Raw genomic sequence first — 21,093 nt, 5'->3', positions numbered from 1 at the left:
GGCCCCGCAATGGGGGGCTAGGCGTTGGCCACAGGCCCGGCCCACTCACGCGGCAGGCCGTCCACGCCGGCACCTGCTGGAGTAACGTCGTCGACGATCTCGTTCAGGACGCGCGCGGCGTACTTCTCCCCCACCCACAGGTGCTTGGCGCCGTCGACGCCGACAAGCCGGGCCTGCGGGACAAGGCTGAACCGCTGGGCTGCTTCGGCAGGCTGCAGGTAGTCATCGTGTTCCGGCACCAGGACCGTGAGCGGCTTCCCGGATGCCGCCCACTCCTTCAGGTGGACATCCGTGGCCCGGTGCAAGGGCGGGGACAACAACACGGCCCCTTCGATCTCCGAGGCCACCGGCTGCACGGCGCCGTACATCAAGGCAAGTTCCGTGCCAAAGGACCAACCGACCAGCCAACGGTTCGGCAGGCCCCGCTCAACAGCAAACCGTACCGCCGCCTCTACGTCGTACCGCTCCCCGATGCCTTCTTCGAATTCTCCATCGCTGGTCCCGCGGGGAGACTGGGTGCCGCGCGTGTTGAACCTCAGCACAGCCACTCCGGCCAGCGCCGGGAGCCTGTAGGAGGCCTTCCGGTAGACATGGGAATCCATGAACCCGCCGTGGGTCGGCAATGGATGGAGGGTAATGAGCGTCGCGGTGATCTCTCCGGATTCCGGAAGTGCCAACTCGCCCAGCAACACCTTGCCGTCCTCTGTGGTGAACTCCACATTCTCGCGGCGGGCGGGCAGGACAGTCGAAGCGCGGATCTCCGATGGGGCAGCCTGCGGGGTAAATACGAACGAGGCGGGGTCGAAAGTCATGGTTCCCAGCCTAGCGAATCAGCGGTAGCGGTAGGTCCTGCCGGTCCAGCAATTGGTGTGCCAGTGCCGGCGTTCGGCCAGCCCTGCGGCCTGACCGAACAGGTGGCTGTCGGACCACACCACAAGATGCGCGATGCCTGGGACGATTGCGGTGGAACAGCCGGGGCAAATGTACTGCTTCTCCGCTTTTTTGGCCGTCATGGTCCTGACCATCCAGTCACCATCCGGGGCGCTCTCACGCCGGGCAATTCCGCCCCTTGCCCGTTCCAGGTCAATCTCGGGTACCGGCTCGGCCCACTTGCCGGAGCGTGCGCTGGACGCGTTGCGACGAGGTCGGTTGGAGCGGGGCATGCTTCCATTCTGCCCCAGCCACCATGTTGCAGATGGTGAGACGGTAATGTGGAGCGGGTGCGACTCGTCATAGCCCGTTGTTCTGTTGATTACGTTGGCCGCCTCAAGGCCCACCTTCCCCTCGCCACCCGGCTGCTGCTGGTCAAGGCCGATGGCTCCGTGCTGGTGCACTCGGACGGCGGCTCCTACAAACCGCTGAACTGGATGAGTCCCCCGGCCACACTGCGGGTGACGACGCCGGAGGAGACCGACGTAGAGGAAGGCGTCGTGGAACAGTGGACCGTCCAGTCTGCCAAGACCGATGACCGCCTGATCATCAACATCTACGAGCAACTGCACGACACCTCGCACGAGCTCGGTACAGATCCCGGCCTGATCAAGGACGGAGTGGAAGCCGATCTCCAGAGGCTCCTCGCTGAGCAGATCGAGACACTCGGAACCGGCTACTCGCTCATCCGGCGTGAGTACTTCACGGCGATCGGACCGGTGGATATCCTTGCCCGGGACGCCAACGGAGCCACAGTTGCCGTAGAACTGAAGCGACGCGGCGACATCGACGGCGTCGAGCAGCTCACCAGGTACCTGGAGCTGTTGAACCGCGACCCCCTGCTGGCACCTGTGCGTGGCATTTTCGCCGCCCAACAGATCAAGCCGCAGGCGAAGGTCCTGGCGAACGATCGCGGCATTGCCTGCGTAACGCTCGATTATGACGCCATGCGTGGCGTGGATGACAGTGAGTCCCGGCTCTTCTAGCCTCTTCCCCAGGCACCTGTGCCGCAGGCCACTAGAATCAACAGCATGACTGCCGCAGATCGCTTGCCCACTTCTTCCGCGCCGAGCCACCAGATCATCAAAGGCACGATCGTCAGCGATGGCGAGGTGGTTCAGGACGGCCTTGTTGCCATTGAAGGCGACAGGATTGCCTACGCCGGACCTGCGGACGGCTTTGATCCGGCAGCTTTCGAAGGCTTCCAGAGCGCTGTCCGGCTTGGAGTTCCCAGCGGCAGCTACCTCATTCCAGGACTGGTGGATGTTCACTGCCACGGCGGAAACGGCGGGGATTTTCCTGGCGGAGATGAGGCCTCGGCGCGCCAGGCCGTGGATTTCCTGCACCGTTCGGGCACCACGACGTTCCTTGCCAGCATGGTGACCGCACCCCCGGAAGACCTCCTCCGTGGCATCCAGCTGTACGTGAAGCTGGCCGATGAAGGCCTTGTTGCCGGAATTCATCTCGAAGGCCCCTTCCTTTCCCATGCCCGCTGTGGAGCCCAGAACCCGGAATATTTGCTGGAACCGGACCTGGACCTCATGGAGGAACTCGTCGGCGCCGCAGCCGGCAAGCTGGCCACCATGACCTACGCGCCTGAGCTTCCGGGTGCCGCGGCACTGGTTGACCTGATGACGTCCCACGGCGTGACCCCGTCCCTGGGACACACCGATTGCGACGACGCCACCGCTGCTGCGTCGCTGGCTGCCGCCCGCGAGGGGCTGGAATCAGCAGGGTTCGACGGCGTCAGCTCGCTTCCCACCGTGACGCACCTTTTCAATGGGATGCCCCCGATGCACCACCGCGCCCCAGGCCCGGTGGCAGCGTGCCTTCGAATGGCCCAGGAAGGCAAAGCCGTGGTGGAACTCATCGCCGACGGCACGCACCTGGACCCCAGCATGGTGGCCACGGTCTTCCAGTTGGTGGGAGCGGCCAACATCGTCCTGGTGACCGATTCCATGGCGGCGGCCGGCCTTTCCGATGGCAGCTACATGCTGGGCCCCTCCCCCGTGACGGTCAGCGACGGCGTTGCCACCCTTGATGCCACCGGATCCATCGCCGGCGGCACCGCCACCCTCCTGGAGGTCGTTCGCAAAACGGCAAGTGCCGGCGTCGCTCTTCCCGATGTCATTTGCTCCGCTACAGCTGTACCCGCAGCTGTCCTGGGCCTTTCGGATGAAATTGGCGGACTGCGCCGCGGACTGCGCGCAGACGTTGTTGTTACCGACGGGGACCTGGAACTCACCGGCGTGATGCGCAACGGCATCTGGTTGTCCCAGAGCTAATTCGCTGCTGCTGCGTTACCTTCTTTTTACCGAAAATTTTCCCGAATTGCCCAAAAGACCGTTGACCTGCGGCAGGCCACATGAAAGTGTTGTAGCAGTCTTTGTGTAGGTGGTTTTCATGCTCGCAAGACGAGTTGCGAGCGTGAAGCTCCTGCGAAACCAATCCGGGTCCGCCCGGATGGAATCCAAGGTCTTCTCGCGGAGTAACAAAGCCGGTACGAGGTGTATCGGACTGATGTTCCACAATGAGGAGAAATACATGGCACTGGGAACCGTCAAGTGGTTCAACGCTGAAAAGGGCTTCGGCTTCATCACCCCGGATGACTCGGATGGGGACGTTTTTGTTCACTACTCCGAGATCCAGACCGGCGGATTCAAGACCCTCGATGAGAACCAGCGCGTTCAGTTCGAGATCGGCCAGGGCGCCAAGGGCCCCCAGGCAACCGGCGTTACCGTCGTCTAGTCTTACCCGTTGAATTCTGCTGGTTGCAGATTCAACAAACACGTTGACCCCGGCTTTCATGCCGGGGTCAACGTGTTTAAGGACAGTAATGTCTGATATCCCAACAACTGCTGTTACTAACCGTGAAGAAAGCAGAAACCGCGGTTCTGAATGGCCCTTGCCTATTCAGGCAACAAGGGTTCGGAGCAACCGCGCAGAATGCCGTACGGACAATCCCGGAAGATAGGCCCGGGTGAGTGCACGGCCCATTGCAGGAAGGTGCAGCGGGTCCTGGTAATACATGTACAGCGTTCGGTACTCCGGCTGGAAACGCGACTTAAAGGAAGCCAAGGACCTGAATCCATAAACTGGTTCCAGTGCTTGCCCAACCGCATCAAGAATTCCTGCCAGGCCCTCTGCCTGCTGTTCGATTTCGCCCTTTTCCCGGGCCAAAGGCGAGCCCGACAACGAGATAACCTCCACGGAACTGCGCAGGTGGAGGATGGCGGAGGCAATGAGGAACTCCATGACTCCAGGGAAGGAGTCACCCCGGCGCCTCATGAAGTCCAACGTCCAACTGACTACCCGGCCATCTTCATGGACCGGCAGCCAACTGGTGACCCCGTACACGAAGCCGGCATCATCCACAGCGGCGCAGCAAAGGACGTCATCGTCCTCGACTTCGTCCAAGCCACCCAAAGTGAAACCCATTTCCGGGATCTTCTTCTGCGCGGCCCACTCTTCGGAGACTTCTGAGATCTGGGAGCGCACGCCGGGGGGAAGTTCGGAGTAGCGGCCCCAAATGGCGGTGATACCAAGCTTCCTGGCACGGTTCAGCGATGTCCTGACGTTCTGCCATTCCTTGCCGCGGAACTCAAGGTCCCTGATCCGCAGACGGGTTTCCTGGGCCACCGAGACCCTGCGGAAACCGCGCGCGCTGAGCATGGCCCACAATTCATCGGTGCAGGAGTAGAGGCAGGGTATCAACGCCTGCTGGGAACAATAATCGAGGAAGCCCCTGGCAGTGTCGAGATGGTGGACAGCGGGCCCAAAAGGACCAGCCATGGTCAAGGCCACATGGCCGTGGACCTGGTACGCCACTCCCCCGGTTCCTTCAGCATTGAACCAGTACTTGTTGGGTTCCCAGAGGGCCATCCACGACAGGGAGTCGCCCCCTGCCTTGACCAAGGACCTGGCCCTCTCACGGGATTGATGATCGAGCCCACCGGAATGGTGCCCACGAATCAGCAGGATCCACACGCCTACGAGTGCCACCAGCCAGAAAACAGTGCCGGAGTAGGAGAAGAGGAAAACCTCCACCACATCACGTTCAGCGAAGACCTTCCGGTAGACGCCCGGTAGCGGGACCGGAAGATACTGCCTGGCAAGCTCAGAAGCCAGGCCCAGCAAGCCGTCGTCGCGGTCCATGCCACCGGAAGCCAGCCACACCAGCGTATAGGCGAGGCCAAGGCCGGCCCCGGTCAAGCCCACCAGCCAAAAAATCCGTCGCCTCAGGCGGTCCGACGACACCACACGGAAGTGGCCGCGGTAGGCAAAGAGAAGCACCGCCAACACCAGCGGCACCAGAACCAGGGGCAGGAGATGAACTACAGCCGTGTTCAACATGGGCACGTGCGGACGTCCCTGGAGCCTCGGCATCCCGGCGAAGAGACCCAGGTAAATTGCCGACAACGCGACCACCACCAGTTGGACACTGATCGCAATCCCCACAGCAAGCCGACGACCACGGCGCATGCCGTCAGCACAAATGAGCAGCAGCACTACCGGCACGACGGCAAGCGCCAAACCGAAAGGGCCCGTATAGGCCTGTCGGCCCACTTCCAAACACGCCACATCAATGGTTCCCCCGCAGTTGCTTTCCAGCTGGCTCAACGTAGGCAAGGGATTCAAGATGACGTCGCGCAACAACGCGAGGGGACCGGAAGGACTCTTGGCAGCTGCGGTCACTATGGGGCCAACAGCAAAGATTGCCATCGTCAAGGCAAGAAGGTTCCTGACCTCCCTGCCCGTGGAGCGATGCAGATAAAGATGCCCGTTGCTGCTTTGCATCCACCACCCCGCGGCAAGGCCGATCAGAGCCCCCAGGAAACCCACGACGGTCTCGGCGTGGCCAACATACAAGACCAGAAGCAACGACACCGAGATAGCCACCGTGCGCAAACGCCGTTGCCACAAGGTGGGAAGCAGCGCGCTGGCAGCCAGCGCAGTGCCCAAAACCGCGCCATAGGGGCCTATCAGCCGGGTATCGGCCATTCGCGACAACCAGCCATCATCGGAATACTGCGCCACCTGGGTGACCAGGAGGAAAGCGGTCACACAGGCAAACTGGCTGCCCAGGAACACGCCTGCTGCCCTGAGCGATCCCAGACGCCGCTCGGCCAGGCCCAGCAGGAACAGGAACATCAGGATGGCTGTGACATAAGCCAAGGGGTTGGTGGTGAAGAACAATGACGTCCAGATGGACCACCATTCACCGGACCGCAGGCCATCCAGGGACACCCCGGCAAAGGCCAGCCACGGCTCCGGTGGACCCGACAGGAAGCTGCCGGAGGCAAGGGACAATATGACAAACAAAGCCAGCACCACCAGGGTGAACGGCGTCGCCCGAAGATGCCTCCCTGCCTGCTGCAACGCAGGCTTGATCACACCGTTGATGGCAAGGCTCACCGCGTCAACCCCCAGCGATCTGCGAGGAAGTCCAATGCTCCCGGCATCCCCCGGACAACGGCATCCCAGGAATGCCCGGCGTGCCGAATGGAATGTTCCTCGGTTGTGAAGCCCGCCGTCTTTGTCGCCCCTGCGAGTTCATGCATGTAGTCGGTGAATTCGTGGTCGGTTTCACCAGCGGTGAGGTAGACGCCGTTTCCCGCGAAGTTGCGCTCCTGCAGGAGCACCAAAGGGGTCTTGGACTCGAAAGCCGCCACATCGCCGTCGAACGAGTCCTGAATGGTCTTGTTGCGATCCTTGGCCAAGGCGGGTTCCCGTTCCGCGGAAAACGCCAGCACTGTAGGAAAGAGCTCCGGGTGGGCAGTACCCATCTGCAGGGCGCATGTGCCTCCGAACGAGAAACCACCTACTGCCCATTGTTTGGGGTCAGGCGAAACGTCAAGGGTGGAGTGGATCCACGCAGGAACATCCTGGGAAAGATAGGTGTCCGCAGGGGCAATCAAGCTATCCATGCACATGGTGTTGGCGCTGCTCGAGCCGTTGGGATCCACCACCACCGTGACAGGGGCAATTCCATGGTGCGCTTCGGCGAAACGGTCCAGCTGCGTGCGGAGCTGCCCGCCAGACAGCCAGTCGGCCGGGCCACCGGGTTGCCCGGAAAACAGGACCAGCACAGGCAGCGCAGGGCGGGCATCGGTCAGGTAGGCAGGGGGAAGATAAATATACGCATCCCGTGCAGTAAATCCGGAGATGGTTCCTGGAATTTGTGCTTTGCGCAGCATCCCGCCCGCCGGCATGGAGTCCGGTGATTTCCAGGCTGCAGGCAACGGACCGGGCTTTGCTCCCGGGCTCCGTTGGAGACCGGCCTCCAATGGTTGGACGCGGGCCACTGCTGTACCCAGCAAATCTGCTACCGAAGTGTTCAGCCCAAAATAGAGATTCACTTGGACTGCGCTGAGGAGGACTACTCCCAGCATCGCCAGGACGCTGAACGTGCGCCCCCGGACCCTGCTGCGGGGAAGGCGAACTGCACAGAGGAGGATGGCAGCGACGGCCGGCACCGACCAAGCCAGCGTTTCAAAAGGCAGGTTCTCCGAAAAGGTGGCCATGAGGTCCACCAGGATCCAATGAACCAGGGCAACAATGCCGATGGAAACCGCCAACGCAGCTACGACCACCAGCGGCCACGAACGACCACGCCTCCATAGAAGGTACGCCCCGCCGGCAGCACCGCAAGCGATGCTGAACCAGAGGAACGGACCATCCACCAGGCTGAGGTCGGAAAATAGATCCATGGCGCCTAACGCCAGGTGCCAACGCCGACGACCGGACCGGCCTCCAGCCAGGATGACAAGCCTGCATACGCGTCGAAATTCATGGCAAGCATGAACTTCGAGCCTTCGTACTGCAGTTCAACCACTACGACGCCGGGCTGTACCCTGACGAGTTCGTCTTCCGTGGGTTGTCGGCGGCCCAGCAATTCAAGCGAACTGCGTGTGAATTTATGCTTGGGGATCACGCTCAGGGACATCAAGCGGAACCACTCCAGCTCATTGTCCTGATAACGACAAACCCCCATCTGCCAGCTGTTTCCAGCCATGCAAATGGAGGCGTCTACCGTGCCCAGGGCACGCCGCAGGTTGAAGCGGCGCACCCCGAACAGGCACAGTGAAATGATCAGCAACGTAAACGCTGTTGCCAGGGCGATGAACGGAATAAGGGAATCGTCCATCAAGGTCGTGCTATCGGATCCCCGCTGTAGCCGCTTCGCCCAATTTGGCGTTGTCAGCAACAATGACCACGCGATCGTTGTCAACGGAGAAGAACCCGCCGTCGACCACTACCGCAATACGGTCACCGGAAACCGGCTGGATTGCCAGCTCGCCCTCGGCCAGGATGGCCAGAAGGGGCGAGTGGCCCGGCAGGATTCCGATTTCACCATCGCTGGTGCGGGCCTTCACCATCTTGGCCGCGCCGGACCACACGAAGTGGTCCGCTGCGACAATCTCAACCTCGAGCTCAGCCATACTACTTGGTCTGTTCCTGGATCTTGGCCCACTGACGCTCGACGTCATCCAGGCCACCGACGTTGAAGAACGCCTGCTCCGCGATGTGGTCCAGCTCGCCGTCGCAGATGGCGGTGAAGCCTTCCACGGTGTCCTTGATGGACACGGTGGAGCCCTCGACGCCGGTGAACTGCTTGGCGGTGTAGGTGTTCTGGGAGAGGAACTGCTGGATACGACGTGCACGCGACACGACGATCTTGTCCTCTTCAGAGAGTTCGTCAACACCGAGAATGGCGATGATGTCCTGGAGTTCCTTGTTCTTCTGCAGGATCTGCTTAACACGGACAGCCGTGTTGTAGTGGTCCTTGCCGATGTACTGGGGATCCAGGATGCGGGAGGTCGACGTCAGCGGGTCAACGGCCGGGTACAGACCACGGGATGCGATTTCACGGGAAAGTTCCGTGGTCGCGTCCAGGTGTGCGAAGGTCGTGGCCGGGGCCGGGTCGGTGTAGTCATCAGCCGGCACGTAAATGGCCTGCATCGACGTGATGGAGTGACCCTTGGTGGACGTGATGCGCTCCTGGAGGAGACCCATCTCGTCAGCAAGGTTGGGCTGGTAGCCCACGGCGGACGGCATACGGCCGAGCAGCGTGGAAACTTCGGAGCCTGCCTGGGTGAAGCGGAAGATGTTGTCGATGAAGAGCAACACGTCCTGGTTCTGGACATCGCGGAAGTACTCCGCCATGGTCAGGGCCGACAGGGCCACGCGCAGACGCGTTCCCGGCGGCTCATCCATCTGGCCGAACACAAGGGCGGTGTCCTTGAGGACGCCTGCCTCTTCCATTTCAACCCAGAGGTCGTTACCTTCACGGGTACGCTCGCCAACGCCGGCGAATACGGAAGTACCACCGAAGTTGCGGGCAACACGGGTGATCATTTCCTGGATCAGAACGGTCTTGCCAACACCGGCGCCACCGAACAGGCCGATCTTTCCACCCTTGATGTACGGGGTGAGAAGGTCGATGACCTTGATGCCGGTCTCGAGCATCTCCGTGGAGCCCTCGAGGGAGGCGAAGGCCGGAGCCTTGCGGTGGATCGGCCAGTAGGCGTCAGCCTTGATCTCGGACTCATCGACGTCCAGCGGCTTGCCGAGGACGTTGAAGATGTGGCCCTTGACGCCGTCGCCGACGGGCACGGAGATCGGAGCACCGGAGTCCTGCACGGTGGTACCGCGGACGAGTCCGTCGGTTGCCTGCAGGGAGATGGCGCGGACGAGGTTGTCACCCAGGTGCTGGGAGGTCTCGAACGTGATGGTCTTCGTCTGGCCGTTGAGAGTGATCTCAGTGGTCAGAGCGTTGTAAATCGAGGGGATTGCGTCAGCCGGGAATTCGACGTCGACAACCGGACCAATAACACGGGCAATGCGGCCGGTGGCACCGGCCGTTGCTACGTGTTCGGTAGCAGTGGCAGTCATCTCTCTCACTTCACTCAGTAGATGGCGTGGGGTTAAGTTTATCTGTTTGTTGCAGGTGCGGCTTCGAGCCGAATCCGGTGCAGGCTAGGACGCGAGGGCGTCGGCGCCGGCAACGATTTCGGAAAGCTCCTGCGTAATCTCGGCCTGGCGGGCCGTGTTGCGAAGGCGCGTGTACTTCTTGATCAAATCCGTAGCGTTGTCACCGGCCGACTTCATGGCACGCTGGCGGGCTGCGAGCTCGGAAGCTGCGGCCTGCAGCATGGCTGCGAAGATGCGGGACTCGATGTAACGCGGAAGCAGTGCGTCAAGCACCTGCTCTGTTTCCGGTTCAAACTCGTACAACGGCAGCAGCTCGGAGTCCGAAACTGCTTCCTCTTCGACGACCTCGAGCGGGAGCAAACGGATGACCGTGGGCTCCTGCGTCACCATGGACTTGAAGCGGGTGTATACGACGTGGATCTCATCCACGCCACCCTCTTCGTAGTCAGTGGAGAAGTCTTCGAGAAGTGCAGCTCCGACTTCCCGTGCGGTTTCGAATTCCGGGGCGTCCGTGCCACCGGTCCATACACGGGTGTATGACCGGTTGCGGAAATCGAAGTACGCCTGGGCCTTGCGGCCAACCAGGTATGCCTTGACTTCCTTGCCTTCTGCGTGAAGAAGCTCGGTGAGACCTTCAGCCTGCTTGAGCACACTCGCGGAATACGATCCTGCAAGGCCACGGTCCGATGTAATGATCAGGACTGCGGCGCGGCGGATCTGCTCCGGCTCGGTGGTCAGCGGGTGGTCGATTTCGCTCTGAGTTGCGACAGCAGAAACGGCGCGGGTAATCGCGTTCGCGTAGGGCAGTGAAGCTGCTACGCGGGCGCGGGCCTTACCGATGCGCGAGGTAGCGATCAGTTCCATCGCCTTGAAGATCTTGCGCATCGACGTCGTCGAGCTGATCTTCTGACGGTAGACCCGAATCTGGGCTCCCATACTTATCCTTTCCTATGTTCCCGATCTGCTGCCCTGCCGGGGCCCTTTCGGACCCCGGCAGGGCAGGTAATCGGAACTAGCGCTTCTGCTTGACGATCTTTTCCTGGTCGACGTCGCCGCCGGAGATCGCTGCGTGCTCTTCGTGGCCGGCGCCAACCAAGTGGTTGTCGCCTTCTCCGAAGAAGCCCTTCTTGAAGGAAACGATTGCTTCGGTCAAGGCTGCAGCGGTGTCGTCATCCAGGACGTTGGTCTGGGCCAGCGTGGTCAGGATGGAGGACTTGTGCGCAAGGTGCTCCAGGAACTCGGACTCGAAGCGGCTGATGTCCTCAACCGGAACGTCGTCGAGGTAACCCTTGGTACCGGCCCAGATGGAAACAACCTGGTTCTCAACCGGGAACGGTGAGTACTGGCCCTGCTTCAGCAGTTCCATCAGGCGTGCACCACGGGTCAGCTGCTGACGGGAAGCAGCATCCAGGTCAGAGGCGAACATGGCGAATGCCTGCATGTCGCGGTACTGCGCCAGGTCCAGCTTCAAGGTACCGGAGACCTTCTTCATGGACTTGACCTGTGCAGCGCCACCAACGCGGGAGACAGACACACCAACGTCAACAGCAGGACGCTGGTTGGCGTTGAAGAGATCCGACTGGAGGAAGATCTGGCCATCGGTGATGGAGATCACGTTGGTGGGGATGTAAGCGGAGACGTCGTTTGCCTTGGTTTCGACGATCGGAAGACCGGTCATCGAGCCTGCACCGAGCTCGTCGGAGAGCTTGGCGCAACGCTCCAGCAGACGGGAGTGCAAGTAGAAGACGTCACCCGGGTAGGCTTCGCGTCCCGGCGGACGACGCAGCAGCAGGGACACGGCGCGGTAGGCTTCGGCCTGCTTGGACAGGTCATCGAAGATCACCAGGACGTGCTTGCCACCGTACATCCAGTGCTGGCCGATGGCCGAGCCTGCGTAGGGTGCCAGGTACTTGAAGCCGGCGGGGTCAGATGCCGGAGACGCCACGATGGTGGTGTACTCCAGTGCGCCGTGGTCCTCAAGGGTCTGGCGCACGGCTGCGATGGTGGAAGCCTTCTGGCCGACACCAACGTAAACGCAACGAACCTGCTTGGTGACATCCCCGGAAGCCCAGTTGGCCTTCTGGTTGATGATGGTGTCCACTGCGATGGCGGTCTTACCGGTCTGGCGGTCACCAATGATCAGCTGACGCTGGCCGCGGCCGATCGGGATCATGGCGTCGATAGCCTTGAGGCCGGTCTGCATCGGTTCGTGAACCGACTTGCGCTCGGTAACGCCCGGTGCCTGGAGTTCCAGTGCACGGGTGCCTTCGGCCTTGATCTCGCCGAGGTCATCGATCGGCTGGCCCAGCGGGTCAACAACGCGACCCAGGAAGGCGTCGCCAACCGGAACGGACAGGATCTCACCGGTACGGTGAACTTCCTGGCCTTCTTCAATACCGGTGAAGTCACCGAGAATAATGACACCGATCTCGCGGACGTCAAGGTTCTGGGCCAGGCCCAGCGTGCCATCTTCGAAGCGAAGCAGCTCGTTCGCCATGACCGAGGGAAGACCCTCAACACGGGCGATGCCGTCACTTGCGGTGGTCACACGACCAACCTCTACGCGCTCTGCGTTACCGGGTTCGTAGGACGCCGCGAACTCGTTCAACGCATTACGGACGTCGTCGGCGTTGATGGTCAATTCGGCCATCTGCAGTCCCTGCTCTCCTGTTTTCGTGATCATCGTTGCTCACGATGACCGGGTTTTATATCAGTTAAGTTGTGCTTTGTCTTCGCTAGCCAGCGAGCTGGCGGCGGAGCTCGGACAGGCGGGCGATAACCGAAGCGTCGAGCACTTCGTCACCTACCTGGACGCGGATTCCACCGATCAGTGCAGGGTCAACATTGAGGTTGACCTTCAGTTCGCGGCCATACAGGGCGTCAAGCCCGGCCTGCAGACGGCTGGCCTGCGTTTCCGTCAACGGACGGGTAACGCTGACAGTTGCAATCCAGCGCTGCTGACGCTTGGCTGCAAGCTTGGCGAATGACTCGACGAGCTTGCTCGGCTTGACACCGCGCGGCTGCGTCACTGCCTGGCTGATGAGAACCTTTGCTTCCTCGCTGCTGCCAGGAACAAGCTTCTCAGCCAGTGCAATCTTTGCCGCAGGCGATGCCTGCGGCTCAGACAGAGCACGTTGTACTTCGTGGCTGGAGGCGACGGCCTGGTTGAAGGCAAACAGATCGTTTTCCAGCTCTTCCAGCCCCGTGATACCGGAGGCAGAAACGGCCGACTTGTTTTCAGCTACGGCAATGACAACCGTGGCGGCAAGCGTCTCGAGTGCATCGCCGATATCGCGTGCCGATGCCCAGCGCGAGCTGGCCAATCCGCCTGCAATCTCAGCAGCATCAGCGGAGACTTTTCCGCCAACCAGCTGCTTGACCAGCGCCGACTTCTCGTCACCGGAACGGGACGGGTCAGTCAGGGCGCGGCGCAAGCCAGCCGAGCTGTCCACCGTTCCCAGGATTCCGAAGAGGTCCTTAGCCAACTGCAGCGAGGCGAAGGGAAGCTTGGCTTCCAACTGCGCCAGTGCTGTGGTCAGCGATTCGCTCGATATACCTGCCATTACTTAGCTGCACCTGCGCTCTGGGTCTCCAGATCTGCAAGGAAGCGGTCCACAACGCGTGCGGCGCGCTGGTCGTCGGTGAGTGCTTCACCAACGATGCGGCCGGCCAGCGTAGTGGCCAGGGTGCCTACCTCGGAACGAAGCGAGACAACAGCTGCCTGGCGCTCCGATTCGATGGCAGCGTGTGCCTGCTCGGTGATCCGTGCAGACTCTGCTGCAGCCTTGGCCTTCAGGTCCGCAAGGATCTGGGCGCCTTCGGCGCGTGCTTCTTCGCGGATACGGTTGGCTTCGGCGCGGGCATCGGTGAGCTGCTGCTTGTACTCTTCAAGAGCTGCAGAAGCTTCCGCCTGGGCCGCTTCGGCCTTTGCAATGCCACCTTCAATTGCTTCGGCGCGCTCTGCGAAGGTCTTCTCGAACATCGGGACAATGAACTTGACCACGATGTACAGGAGGACCGCAAAGCCGACGAGGACGACGCCCATTTCCCAAACATTGGGAACGAGAGGGTTGGCGGCCTCTTCGCCTTCAGTGGCGGCTGAGATGATCAGCTGATTCATATTTCACCCGTCCTATCTACTCGGTTGCGGAATTCGCTTTGTTCTAAATCCGAAGACTAGAGAACGAAAGCGAAGACGAGGCCGAGGATGGCGAGAGCTTCGGTCAGAGCCAGACCAAGGAACGCGATCGGCTGCAGCACACGCTGAGCTTCCGGCTGACGAGCAACACCGTTGATGTAAGCCGCGAATACGAGACCCACACCGATACCACCGCCGATTGCGGACAGACCGTAACCTACGAGGTTGAGATTGCCTTCCATTTTTTTCCTTTCAAGATGCCACCCATGTGGCAGGTTGTTTGGTTTACTTCAATCCCCATCAGGGGAAGTTTTTGGTGCCTAGTGGCTGTCGGCGTGCAAGGCGCCTTCGATGTAGATCGCAGTCAGCAGGGTAAACACGTACGCCTGCAGGGCCATGATCAAAGCTTCAAGCATGTACATGGCGACGGCGCCTACGAGGACCAGAACCGAGGTGCCCTTCAAGAGGACGTTTTCCTGCATGACCAGATACTCGATACCGGATCCGGCGAGCATGACGATCAAGTGGCCGGCCAGCATGGTCGCGAACAGACGGAGGCTGTGCGTCACAGGGCGGACCAGGAAGTTGGAGATGATTTCGATCGGTACAACAATCGGAAGGATGTACCACGGAACCCCTGAAGGAACGGTGGCCAGCTTGAAGTACTTCAGGCCGTTCTTCTTGATGCCGATGATGATCCAGGTGAAGTACACGATGCCGGCCAGCACGTAAGCTCCACCGACGTGCGAGAAGCTCGGGAGCTGGATGACCGGAATGGCGCCGTAGATGTTGTTCACCAGAATGAAGAAGAACAAGCTGAACAGCAGCGGGACGTACTTGATGAAGTCCTTGCCGCCGATGATGTCCTTGGCGATGCTGTTACGGACGAAGCCGTAGGCCATCTCACCGGCGAACTGCAGCTTGCCGGGAACCAGCTGCTGCTTACGTGCAGCGAGGATGAAGAATGTAGCGATAATGACGACCGAAAGGATCACCAGCAGCATCTGCTTGGAGAATCCGTCGTGCGCACCCCAAGGCAGGATTGCCGGCAGGTGCATTTCGTCGATTCCGGGTGGGGTGAATGACCCCGAATCCTGGGCGGGGAGCGCAAGCGCGATCAACGCGTTTCCTCTCTGCTGTGTCCATCATTGGGCATTGGTTGGAATCCGGCGGCGTTGGACGCATCCGCATTCCATGTGAAATTATTTGGCATTACTGTCCCCGTCCGTGGACGGACCGCTGTCTGCGTTGCTCTCGCCAGAAGAGGAGCTTTGCCTGGTGAGGCCGTGCATATGGGAAAGATAGAACCCTCCTGCGGCTCCCAGCAGAGCGCCAAGGAGCACAATCCAGCGGGTCCCCCACAGATTATCCAGACCCCAGCCTATCAAACTCCAGACAATGATCCCGCCAACGATGTAGCTGAAGACGGCGATGCCGGCGTTGTATCCGCCGTCGCTCCCGGCTTGCGCCGTTTCATTGGCTTTTGCAGGTTGCCGGGCTTGCGCAGGCGGGCGAGAATAACGCTTACGCGGAGACATCCGGGCCACCCTTCTGCTCTTCGGGATCGTTGTAGATCTGAAGGCGGGCCTTGCTGAAACCGTAGATTTCTGCGGCCTGCCAAAGAACAACGGATACAACCGCACCGATGAGGAACCACCGACTGTGGAGCCATTCGGGGGTGCCGATCGCAAAGAGCACAATGGCGAACCCGACGACCTTAACAAAGTACGTAGCTACGAAAAGACCAACGGCGCCAGAAGGATTGTTGCGCCCAACGAAGTGTCCGATCAGGAGACTTATTGCGAAGAAGGCCATGACGAGCCCGCCGCCAAAGACCACCGAGAAGGCGCCCTTGCTGCCGTTGATCAATCCCGCCACGATGCTCGTAATGACCAGTCCGGCCAAAGATGCGGCGGAACTCAAGAAGAGCAATCTAAGCCAAAGCTTCGGTGTCTCACCGGAGACTCCAACACCACGTTTACCGGACGGGCGTCCGGTTTCGGCGTTGGATGTCATGGGGATACCAATCCTCGTGGCACAGGTGCCATATTCTCAAAGTGGGGATACGGGCGAGTGACTGTCCGCAGTAAGAATTCTACATGAGATAGAACTGTGACGATAACCAGGAGTAATAACTACTCCCCCGGCCGCGACGAGTTTCGCGTGAAGTAGGGCCATGCTGTCACGGCGGCCATGATGAGGGCTGCCGCAATGATCACGATGAGCACAATCTGCCACGGGAAGACGGCGAATGCGACGCCGCCAAAAGCCAGGATGCATGTCCAGACGTAAAGCATCACGACGGCGGTGCGGTGCGAGTAGCCAAGGTCCACCAGCTTGTGGTGGAGGTGCCCGCGGTCTGCCGACCATGGGGATTGCCCCCTGGCCGTCCTTCGGACGACGGCCATCCCCAAATCGAGAAGGGGAAGGGACAGGACAGCGAAGGGCAGCAGAATCGGGACGATGGTGGGGATACCGTTGGCACGGTCATAGAGGCCGGACCCGATTTGTCCCGTAGCTACAACACCGGCCGATGCCATGAGCAGGCCGATGAGCATGGCCCCCGAGTCACCCATGAAGATTTTTGCGGGAAACCAGTTGTGCGGCAGGAACCCGATGCAACTGCCCACCAGGATGGCCATCAGGAGTGTGGCGAGGTCCGAGTTGTCCGTGGACGGATTGTTCCGGTGCACCCAGTAGGCGGTGAGGAAGAAGGCGCCGCCGCCAATGATAGCCACGCCCGCTGCCAGTCCGTCCAAGCCGTCAATGAAGTTGACGGCGTTCATTGTGGTGACGATCAGCCCGGCAGTCAGCACGATCTGGACTACTTCGGACTCCAGGAATATCGGCTCAGGGATGAAGGGCACCACGGACATTCTGACGCCCCAGATTGCCACGATGAAGGCTGCGGCCGCCTGCCCCAGCAGTTTGATCCACCATCGGATGTCCAGGATGTCATCGGCCACTCCCACAGCGACGATCACCACGGCACCGGCCAGGATCCCCCAAGGTGCATCGTTGTGCCTGAAGATGTCCTTGACAAAGAATGAGTTGCTGGCCACTACCAGGGCAGCGAAGAACCCAACGAAGATCCCCAACCCCCCGAGCTTGGAAATCAAGGCCGAGTGCATGTCGCGGCTGCGGATGGGACGGTACAGGCGCAGTTTGTTTCCAGCCACGCGGGCGCCCCACGTTCCCGCATAGGACACCACGGCAGCCGTGAGTGCCATCAGCAGATACATGATCATGATGCGGCTCCCGGGAGCTGCCTGCCCTCTGTTCCGGAAACGGCGACCAGCGGACGCAGCCGGCGCGTCGCGGGAAAGCCGATGGTTTCCGGGCACCTTGAGGTGTGGAATTCTGTCTGTGGATAAATGGAACTACTCCGTCGCCATGCCTGCACCGGCTGTGCCGAATGTTGCGGGATTTCTGTGGACTCTAGTCACGATACTAATGCCAACGGCCGTGACCCCCCTGTGACACAGCCGTTGGTCCCCGCCTGCCCGGCCGGGATCAAGGCTGCGCAGCTGTCAGCTGACCGGCTCCTGAATGTCCCGCAACGCGTAAATTCCCTTGAGCACTTCAGCGTTGGAGCGCGGTGCTTTGAAGCTGTGCCGCAGGCCTTTGAGGAGCCCTCCCAGCAGCACTTTGCGGTTGGGAGAGGCTGCGATGGTGCGGGTCCAGTTGCGCACCGACGCGCCGGTGAACAGGACTTTCTCCCACGGTGCCAGGGCGCGCGAACGTGTATAGACCCAGAGCTTGTTCCGAACCTCATAGTAGAAGCGCGGTCCGGGGTCGGCACCGGCATCACCGAAAACCTTGGTGTGGTGATTGGCCACCGACGCTTCGGTGGTCAGCGCCGTTCCCTTGCGCGAGACCCTTGCGGTGTACTCAAGATCGTCATTCCAGATGAAGTAATCCGCGATCGGCAACCCATGCTTCCTGATTTCCTCGGCGCGGATCACCACTGACACAAAGGAAGCACTGCGGATCTGCGTGGCACCGACCCGGGCGGCGGCGCTGCGTGCTTCCTCGCTGGCACCCAATCGGGGCCGCATGCGGTTCATGGGGTGGTCCCGGCCATCGGTCCAGACCACGCGGCTGGCGATGAAGGCCGGCGTGTCTCCGGTTTCCTGCTCATAGGCAGCGGAAACCTCCAAGGCTTCGGCAAGAGCGGCCGGTTGCGGTTCCGTGTCGTCGTCCATGATCCAGACGTGGTCCGCACCGTGATCCAGCAGCGCGCGTTCCATGCCGACCACAAACCCGCCGGCTCCGCCCACATTGGTGCCCAGGGTAACCACGTCCGTCACCAGCGGCCCTTGATAGTCCCGGAGAAACCCTGCGGTTCCGTCTGTTGAGGCATTATCAACCACGACGACGGCGTCCGGAACCCGGGTACCGGCCGCGATGCCGGCCAACGTGGTTTGGAGCAGTTCGCGGCGGTTATAGGTCACCACAACGGCGACCACGACAGCTTGGGACGTCATTTACTTGCCTTTGGTCGTGGGTGGTTGAATACGGCGCCGAACCAGCAGGCTTGCGAGCTTCCATGGCTCCACAAAAACCCTGTAGGCAACCCTGTCCGGGTGCAGGACCAGCCGCCAGGCCCATTCGAGCCCCAAGCGTCCCAACCAACGCGGTGCCAGTTTCTGGATACCGGCAACCTGTTCGATCGCCCCGCCGACAGCGCAATAGACAGCCGGCGGCAACTCGTTCAGCCTGCGACGCAGAACATGCTCCTGAAGCGGCATTCCCAGCCCGATCAACACCAGTTGCGGCCGGAAGGTGCCCAGCCATCCCACTACGGCTTCCTCGAGGGCATCGTCCCAGCCTTCGCCGGGCATGCCGTCCACTGTGGCTCCGGGAATGATGGACCGCAGACGGGCAACAGCCTCGGTGTTGGCCTCACGGCCGGCACCAACAACAGCGACCCTGTGCAATCCCGGGACCTTTCCCAGCTCAGGGATCCAGTCCATGGAACCCAGCCGGTACGCCATGGCCCCCTCATCCAACGGAGGCAGCCGGCGACGACGCGAGAGACCCCACAGCAGCGTGGCCGGAGCGCCGTCAAGGAGGACGATCGAGCTTTCCCCGTAGAGGGCACGGACATCGGGGCAGGAATGAAACAGCGTAATGCTGTGCAGGTTGTGGCCGAGCACCGTGCTTGTGGTTCCCGCAGCAATGAGTCCACCCATGGCATCAATAAGGTCATTGACGCGCAACGGAGTAGCGTCGACGTCAAGGACGGGGACGCGCTGACGGTCCGGAATCATTCGGATTTGGCTTCTTGTGTGGCCTGCGGTTCCCCATCACCGGCAGGCAGCGGGTCCTCTTCGGGTGCGGCTTCGACGACGGCGGCCCCGGTCACCTCGGCCGGCGCGTCGCCCGCCGTCGGAGTCTCTACGACAGCTTGATCTGCTGCTTCCGGAGTCTCAACCACTTCGGAAGCCTTTTCTGCTTCCGGAGCCTGTTCCGCTTCCGGAGCCGCCGCAACAGCATCGGCTGCTGAAAGTTCCTCAACGCCGGTGGAAACAGTCTCGCCAAAGCCCAGAATGGTGGGGACTATGGCCCGGAGGCTTTCCAGGGGAATGGCTCCCTGGCGCACTACGCGGAACGGGGTGGCAGTTGCGTCCACAATCGTGGACGGCAGCGCCGCAGTACCTTCCACGGGCCGGAATCCGCCCTCAAGGTAAACCTCTACGGATTCGGCCAGTTGCATGCGGGCTTCGGAGGCAGTCTGCGCTGCCTCCTGGCCGGTGCGGTTGGCCGAGGAGACAGCCAAGGGACCCGTGAGCCCCAGAAGTTCCAGCGCGATCTGGTCATCGGGCATCCGCAGGGCAACGGTGCCCTTGGTGTCGCCCAGATCCCAATCCAAGGATGGTTGCGCGTGCAGGATCAAGGTCAGCCCGCCCGGCCAAAATGCCTGTGCCAGCGCGCGGGCATCGGCAGGGACGTCCGTAGCGAGGCCATCCAGGGCGTTGATCCTGGGAATCAGGACAGGAGGAGGCATCTGCCGGCTGCGTCCCTTGGAGGCCAGCAACATGGTCACAGCCAAGGGAGAGAAGGCGTCGGCGGCAATGCCGTACACAGTGTCCGTCGGCAGCACGATGCACTTCTTCTCACTGATGGCACGCTGGGCGTGCTGAAGTCCTTCAGCCCGCTGGTCATCGGAAGTGCAGTTGTAGGTTGTGGTCACAGCGCTATTCTTTCACTCATCAGAGGCGGCGCTTGCCAGCACCGCGCTGGTGGCACGTTCCTTGCCGTTCAAGTCGAAGTGTGTGGTGACGTCATTCCAACGTCCCGTGCGTTGCAGCATCCCGGCAATCCAGCCTGCCTGGACTTCGGCGTGTTCCATCACGAAGTAGCCGCCGGGTTTCAGGAGCCGGGCCGCAGAGGCTGCAGCCGCCGTCGGGAGTTCCATGCCGTCCGCTCCCCCACCGTACAGTGCCTCGGGAGGGTCGTGCAGCGCGACTTCCGGTTCTGTGGGAATCGCCTCTGCCGGAATGTAGGGGGGATTGGAAACGACGACGTCGAAGGTTCCGTTGTGGTCGGGCAGCGCATCCCTGAGGTCGCCCTGTATGAGCGTGACGCCCAGTGGTTCCAGGTTCTTCGCGGCCCAGGCATGCGCGAAAGTACTGTATTCCACCGCATGGACGTCGGCGCCGGGCACCTCGTGGGCAATCGAGCCGGCGATTGCTCCGGATCCGGTGCCAAGGTCCACCACTTTGGGGTTCGGCATTCCCTTGAGGCGGTCAATGACCAACTGGACCACCGATTCCGTTTCCGGGCGGGGTATGAAAACGCCGGGGCCTACGCGCAATTCAAGGTACCGGAAATAGGCGACACCGGTGATGTGCTGCAGCGGGACGCGGCCCGCCCGCTCACGAACCAGTTCTTCATAGCCATCCGGGGCGGCAGTGTCACCCAGAAGCATGGCCCGCAAGCGTCCCAGTCCTCCGCCGAGGAGGTGTTCGGCCAGCAATTCTGCATCCACCCGTGGTGTTGGCACACCGGCGTCGGAGAGAACGGCAGTGGCCTCGCGAACTGCGTCCGCGAGGCTCTGGCCCTGGTAAAACGTCATGGATCTACTC

At 61.3% G+C, this 21,093-nt stretch carries 23 protein-coding genes; 3 read left to right on the top strand and 20 right to left on the bottom strand.

Annotation, left to right across the window (positions count from 1 at the left end):
- Positions 1-17 precede the first annotated feature (17 nt).
- Together AC6JA3_RS08340 and AC6JA3_RS08335 are read right to left on the bottom strand one after the other, a co-directional pair.
- Positions 18-812, bottom strand: coding sequence for an alpha/beta hydrolase (locus tag AC6JA3_RS08340; protein WP_026540150.1), 795 nt, complete (start codon positions 810-812; stop codon positions 18-20).
- Between the two features lie 18 nt (positions 813-830).
- Complete coding sequence (locus AC6JA3_RS08335) at positions 831-1,163, bottom strand: Rv1322 family protein (RefSeq protein ID WP_026540149.1); 333 nt, start codon at positions 1,161-1,163, stop codon at positions 831-833.
- 57 nt (positions 1,164-1,220) lie between these two features.
- Between AC6JA3_RS08335 and nucS the strand changes: the two genes are divergently transcribed.
- The 3 genes from nucS to AC6JA3_RS08320 all read left to right on the top strand — a co-directional run bounded on the left by nucS (position 1,221) and on the right by AC6JA3_RS08320 (position 3,678).
- Positions 1,221-1,916 (top strand): endonuclease NucS, encoded by a 696-nt coding sequence (gene nucS, locus AC6JA3_RS08330; protein WP_026540148.1) that lies wholly within the window; start codon positions 1,221-1,223, stop codon positions 1,914-1,916.
- Positions 1,917-1,961: 45 nt separating this feature from the next.
- Positions 1,962-3,215: an N-acetylglucosamine-6-phosphate deacetylase gene (gene nagA / locus AC6JA3_RS08325; RefSeq protein ID WP_035760500.1), complete on the top strand. Its 1,254-nt coding sequence runs from the start codon at positions 1,962-1,964 to the stop codon at positions 3,213-3,215.
- A gap of 259 nt (positions 3,216-3,474) precedes the next feature.
- Positions 3,475-3,678, top strand: coding sequence for a cold-shock protein (locus tag AC6JA3_RS08320; RefSeq protein WP_018776337.1), 204 nt, complete (start codon positions 3,475-3,477; stop codon positions 3,676-3,678).
- Between the two features lie 165 nt (positions 3,679-3,843).
- Here the strand turns inward: AC6JA3_RS08320 and AC6JA3_RS08315 are convergent, their stop codons facing one another.
- The 18 genes from AC6JA3_RS08315 to prmC form a co-directional block, all read right to left on the bottom strand.
- A complete protein-coding gene (locus tag AC6JA3_RS08315; RefSeq protein WP_026540146.1) occupies positions 3,844-6,360 on the bottom strand; it encodes a DUF2156 domain-containing protein in 2,517 nt (838 codons plus the stop codon).
- Positions 6,342-7,640: an alpha/beta hydrolase gene (locus tag AC6JA3_RS08310; protein ID WP_026540145.1), complete on the bottom strand. Its 1,299-nt coding sequence runs from the start codon at positions 7,638-7,640 to the stop codon at positions 6,342-6,344. The genes AC6JA3_RS08315 and AC6JA3_RS08310 overlap by 19 nt, the downstream gene beginning before the upstream one ends.
- A 5-nt stretch (positions 7,641-7,645) precedes the next feature.
- Positions 7,646-8,077, bottom strand: a complete 432-nt coding sequence (locus tag AC6JA3_RS08305) for a DUF2550 domain-containing protein (RefSeq protein WP_026540144.1) — start codon at positions 8,075-8,077, stop codon at positions 7,646-7,648.
- Between the two features lie 10 nt (positions 8,078-8,087).
- Positions 8,088-8,372, bottom strand: a complete 285-nt coding sequence (locus AC6JA3_RS08300; RefSeq protein ID WP_026540143.1) for a F0F1 ATP synthase subunit epsilon — start codon at positions 8,370-8,372, stop codon at positions 8,088-8,090.
- A 1-nt stretch (position 8,373) separates the two neighbouring features.
- Complete coding sequence (atpD, locus tag AC6JA3_RS08295) at positions 8,374-9,825, bottom strand: F0F1 ATP synthase subunit beta (protein ID WP_026540142.1); 1,452 nt, start codon at positions 9,823-9,825, stop codon at positions 8,374-8,376.
- Between the two features lie 84 nt (positions 9,826-9,909).
- Entirely contained in the window at positions 9,910-10,800 is an 891-nt protein-coding gene (locus tag AC6JA3_RS08290) for a F0F1 ATP synthase subunit gamma (RefSeq protein WP_026540141.1), read from the bottom strand.
- 76 nt (positions 10,801-10,876) lie between these two features.
- Complete coding sequence (gene atpA / locus AC6JA3_RS08285) at positions 10,877-12,514, bottom strand: F0F1 ATP synthase subunit alpha (RefSeq protein ID WP_026540140.1); 1,638 nt, start codon at positions 12,512-12,514, stop codon at positions 10,877-10,879.
- Positions 12,515-12,599: 85 nt separating this feature from the next.
- A complete protein-coding gene (locus tag AC6JA3_RS08280) occupies positions 12,600-13,427 on the bottom strand; it encodes a F0F1 ATP synthase subunit delta (RefSeq protein ID WP_026540139.1) in 828 nt (275 codons plus the stop codon).
- Complete coding sequence (locus AC6JA3_RS08275; RefSeq protein ID WP_026540138.1) at positions 13,427-13,984, bottom strand: F0F1 ATP synthase subunit B; 558 nt, start codon at positions 13,982-13,984, stop codon at positions 13,427-13,429. The genes AC6JA3_RS08280 and AC6JA3_RS08275 overlap by 1 nt, the downstream gene beginning before the upstream one ends.
- Before the next feature lie 56 nt (positions 13,985-14,040).
- Complete coding sequence (gene atpE / locus AC6JA3_RS08270; protein ID WP_009356484.1) at positions 14,041-14,244, bottom strand: ATP synthase F0 subunit C; 204 nt, start codon at positions 14,242-14,244, stop codon at positions 14,041-14,043.
- A gap of 78 nt (positions 14,245-14,322) precedes the next feature.
- Positions 14,323-15,123, bottom strand: a complete 801-nt coding sequence (atpB, locus tag AC6JA3_RS08265) for a F0F1 ATP synthase subunit A (RefSeq protein WP_026540137.1) — start codon at positions 15,121-15,123, stop codon at positions 14,323-14,325.
- An 81-nt stretch (positions 15,124-15,204) separates the two neighbouring features.
- Positions 15,205-15,540, bottom strand: a complete 336-nt coding sequence (locus AC6JA3_RS08260) for a hypothetical protein (RefSeq protein ID WP_026540136.1) — start codon at positions 15,538-15,540, stop codon at positions 15,205-15,207.
- Complete coding sequence (locus AC6JA3_RS08255; protein ID WP_026540135.1) at positions 15,527-16,018, bottom strand: Cg1360 family ATP-synthase-associated protein; 492 nt, start codon at positions 16,016-16,018, stop codon at positions 15,527-15,529. The genes AC6JA3_RS08260 and AC6JA3_RS08255 overlap by 14 nt, the downstream gene beginning before the upstream one ends.
- A gap of 119 nt (positions 16,019-16,137) precedes the next feature.
- A complete protein-coding gene (locus tag AC6JA3_RS08250) occupies positions 16,138-17,250 on the bottom strand; it encodes an MraY family glycosyltransferase (RefSeq protein ID WP_026540134.1) in 1,113 nt (370 codons plus the stop codon).
- 282 nt (positions 17,251-17,532) lie between these two features.
- Positions 17,533-18,489, bottom strand: a complete 957-nt coding sequence (locus tag AC6JA3_RS08245) for a glycosyltransferase (RefSeq protein ID WP_026540133.1) — start codon at positions 18,487-18,489, stop codon at positions 17,533-17,535.
- Entirely contained in the window at positions 18,490-19,275 is a 786-nt protein-coding gene (locus tag AC6JA3_RS08240; RefSeq protein WP_026540132.1) for a WecB/TagA/CpsF family glycosyltransferase, read from the bottom strand.
- Complete coding sequence (locus AC6JA3_RS08235) at positions 19,272-20,198, bottom strand: L-threonylcarbamoyladenylate synthase (protein ID WP_026540131.1); 927 nt, start codon at positions 20,196-20,198, stop codon at positions 19,272-19,274. The genes AC6JA3_RS08240 and AC6JA3_RS08235 overlap by 4 nt, the downstream gene beginning before the upstream one ends.
- 12 nt (positions 20,199-20,210) lie before the next feature.
- Complete coding sequence (prmC, locus tag AC6JA3_RS08230) at positions 20,211-21,083, bottom strand: peptide chain release factor N(5)-glutamine methyltransferase (protein WP_026546118.1); 873 nt, start codon at positions 21,081-21,083, stop codon at positions 20,211-20,213.
- Positions 21,084-21,093 lie beyond the last annotated feature (10 nt).

The sequence above is a fragment of the Arthrobacter sp. TmtSoilC79 genome (assembly GCF_059739405.1).
Note: the sequence above shows the minus strand (reverse complement) of the source record. Positions and strands in the feature narration are given on the sequence as shown.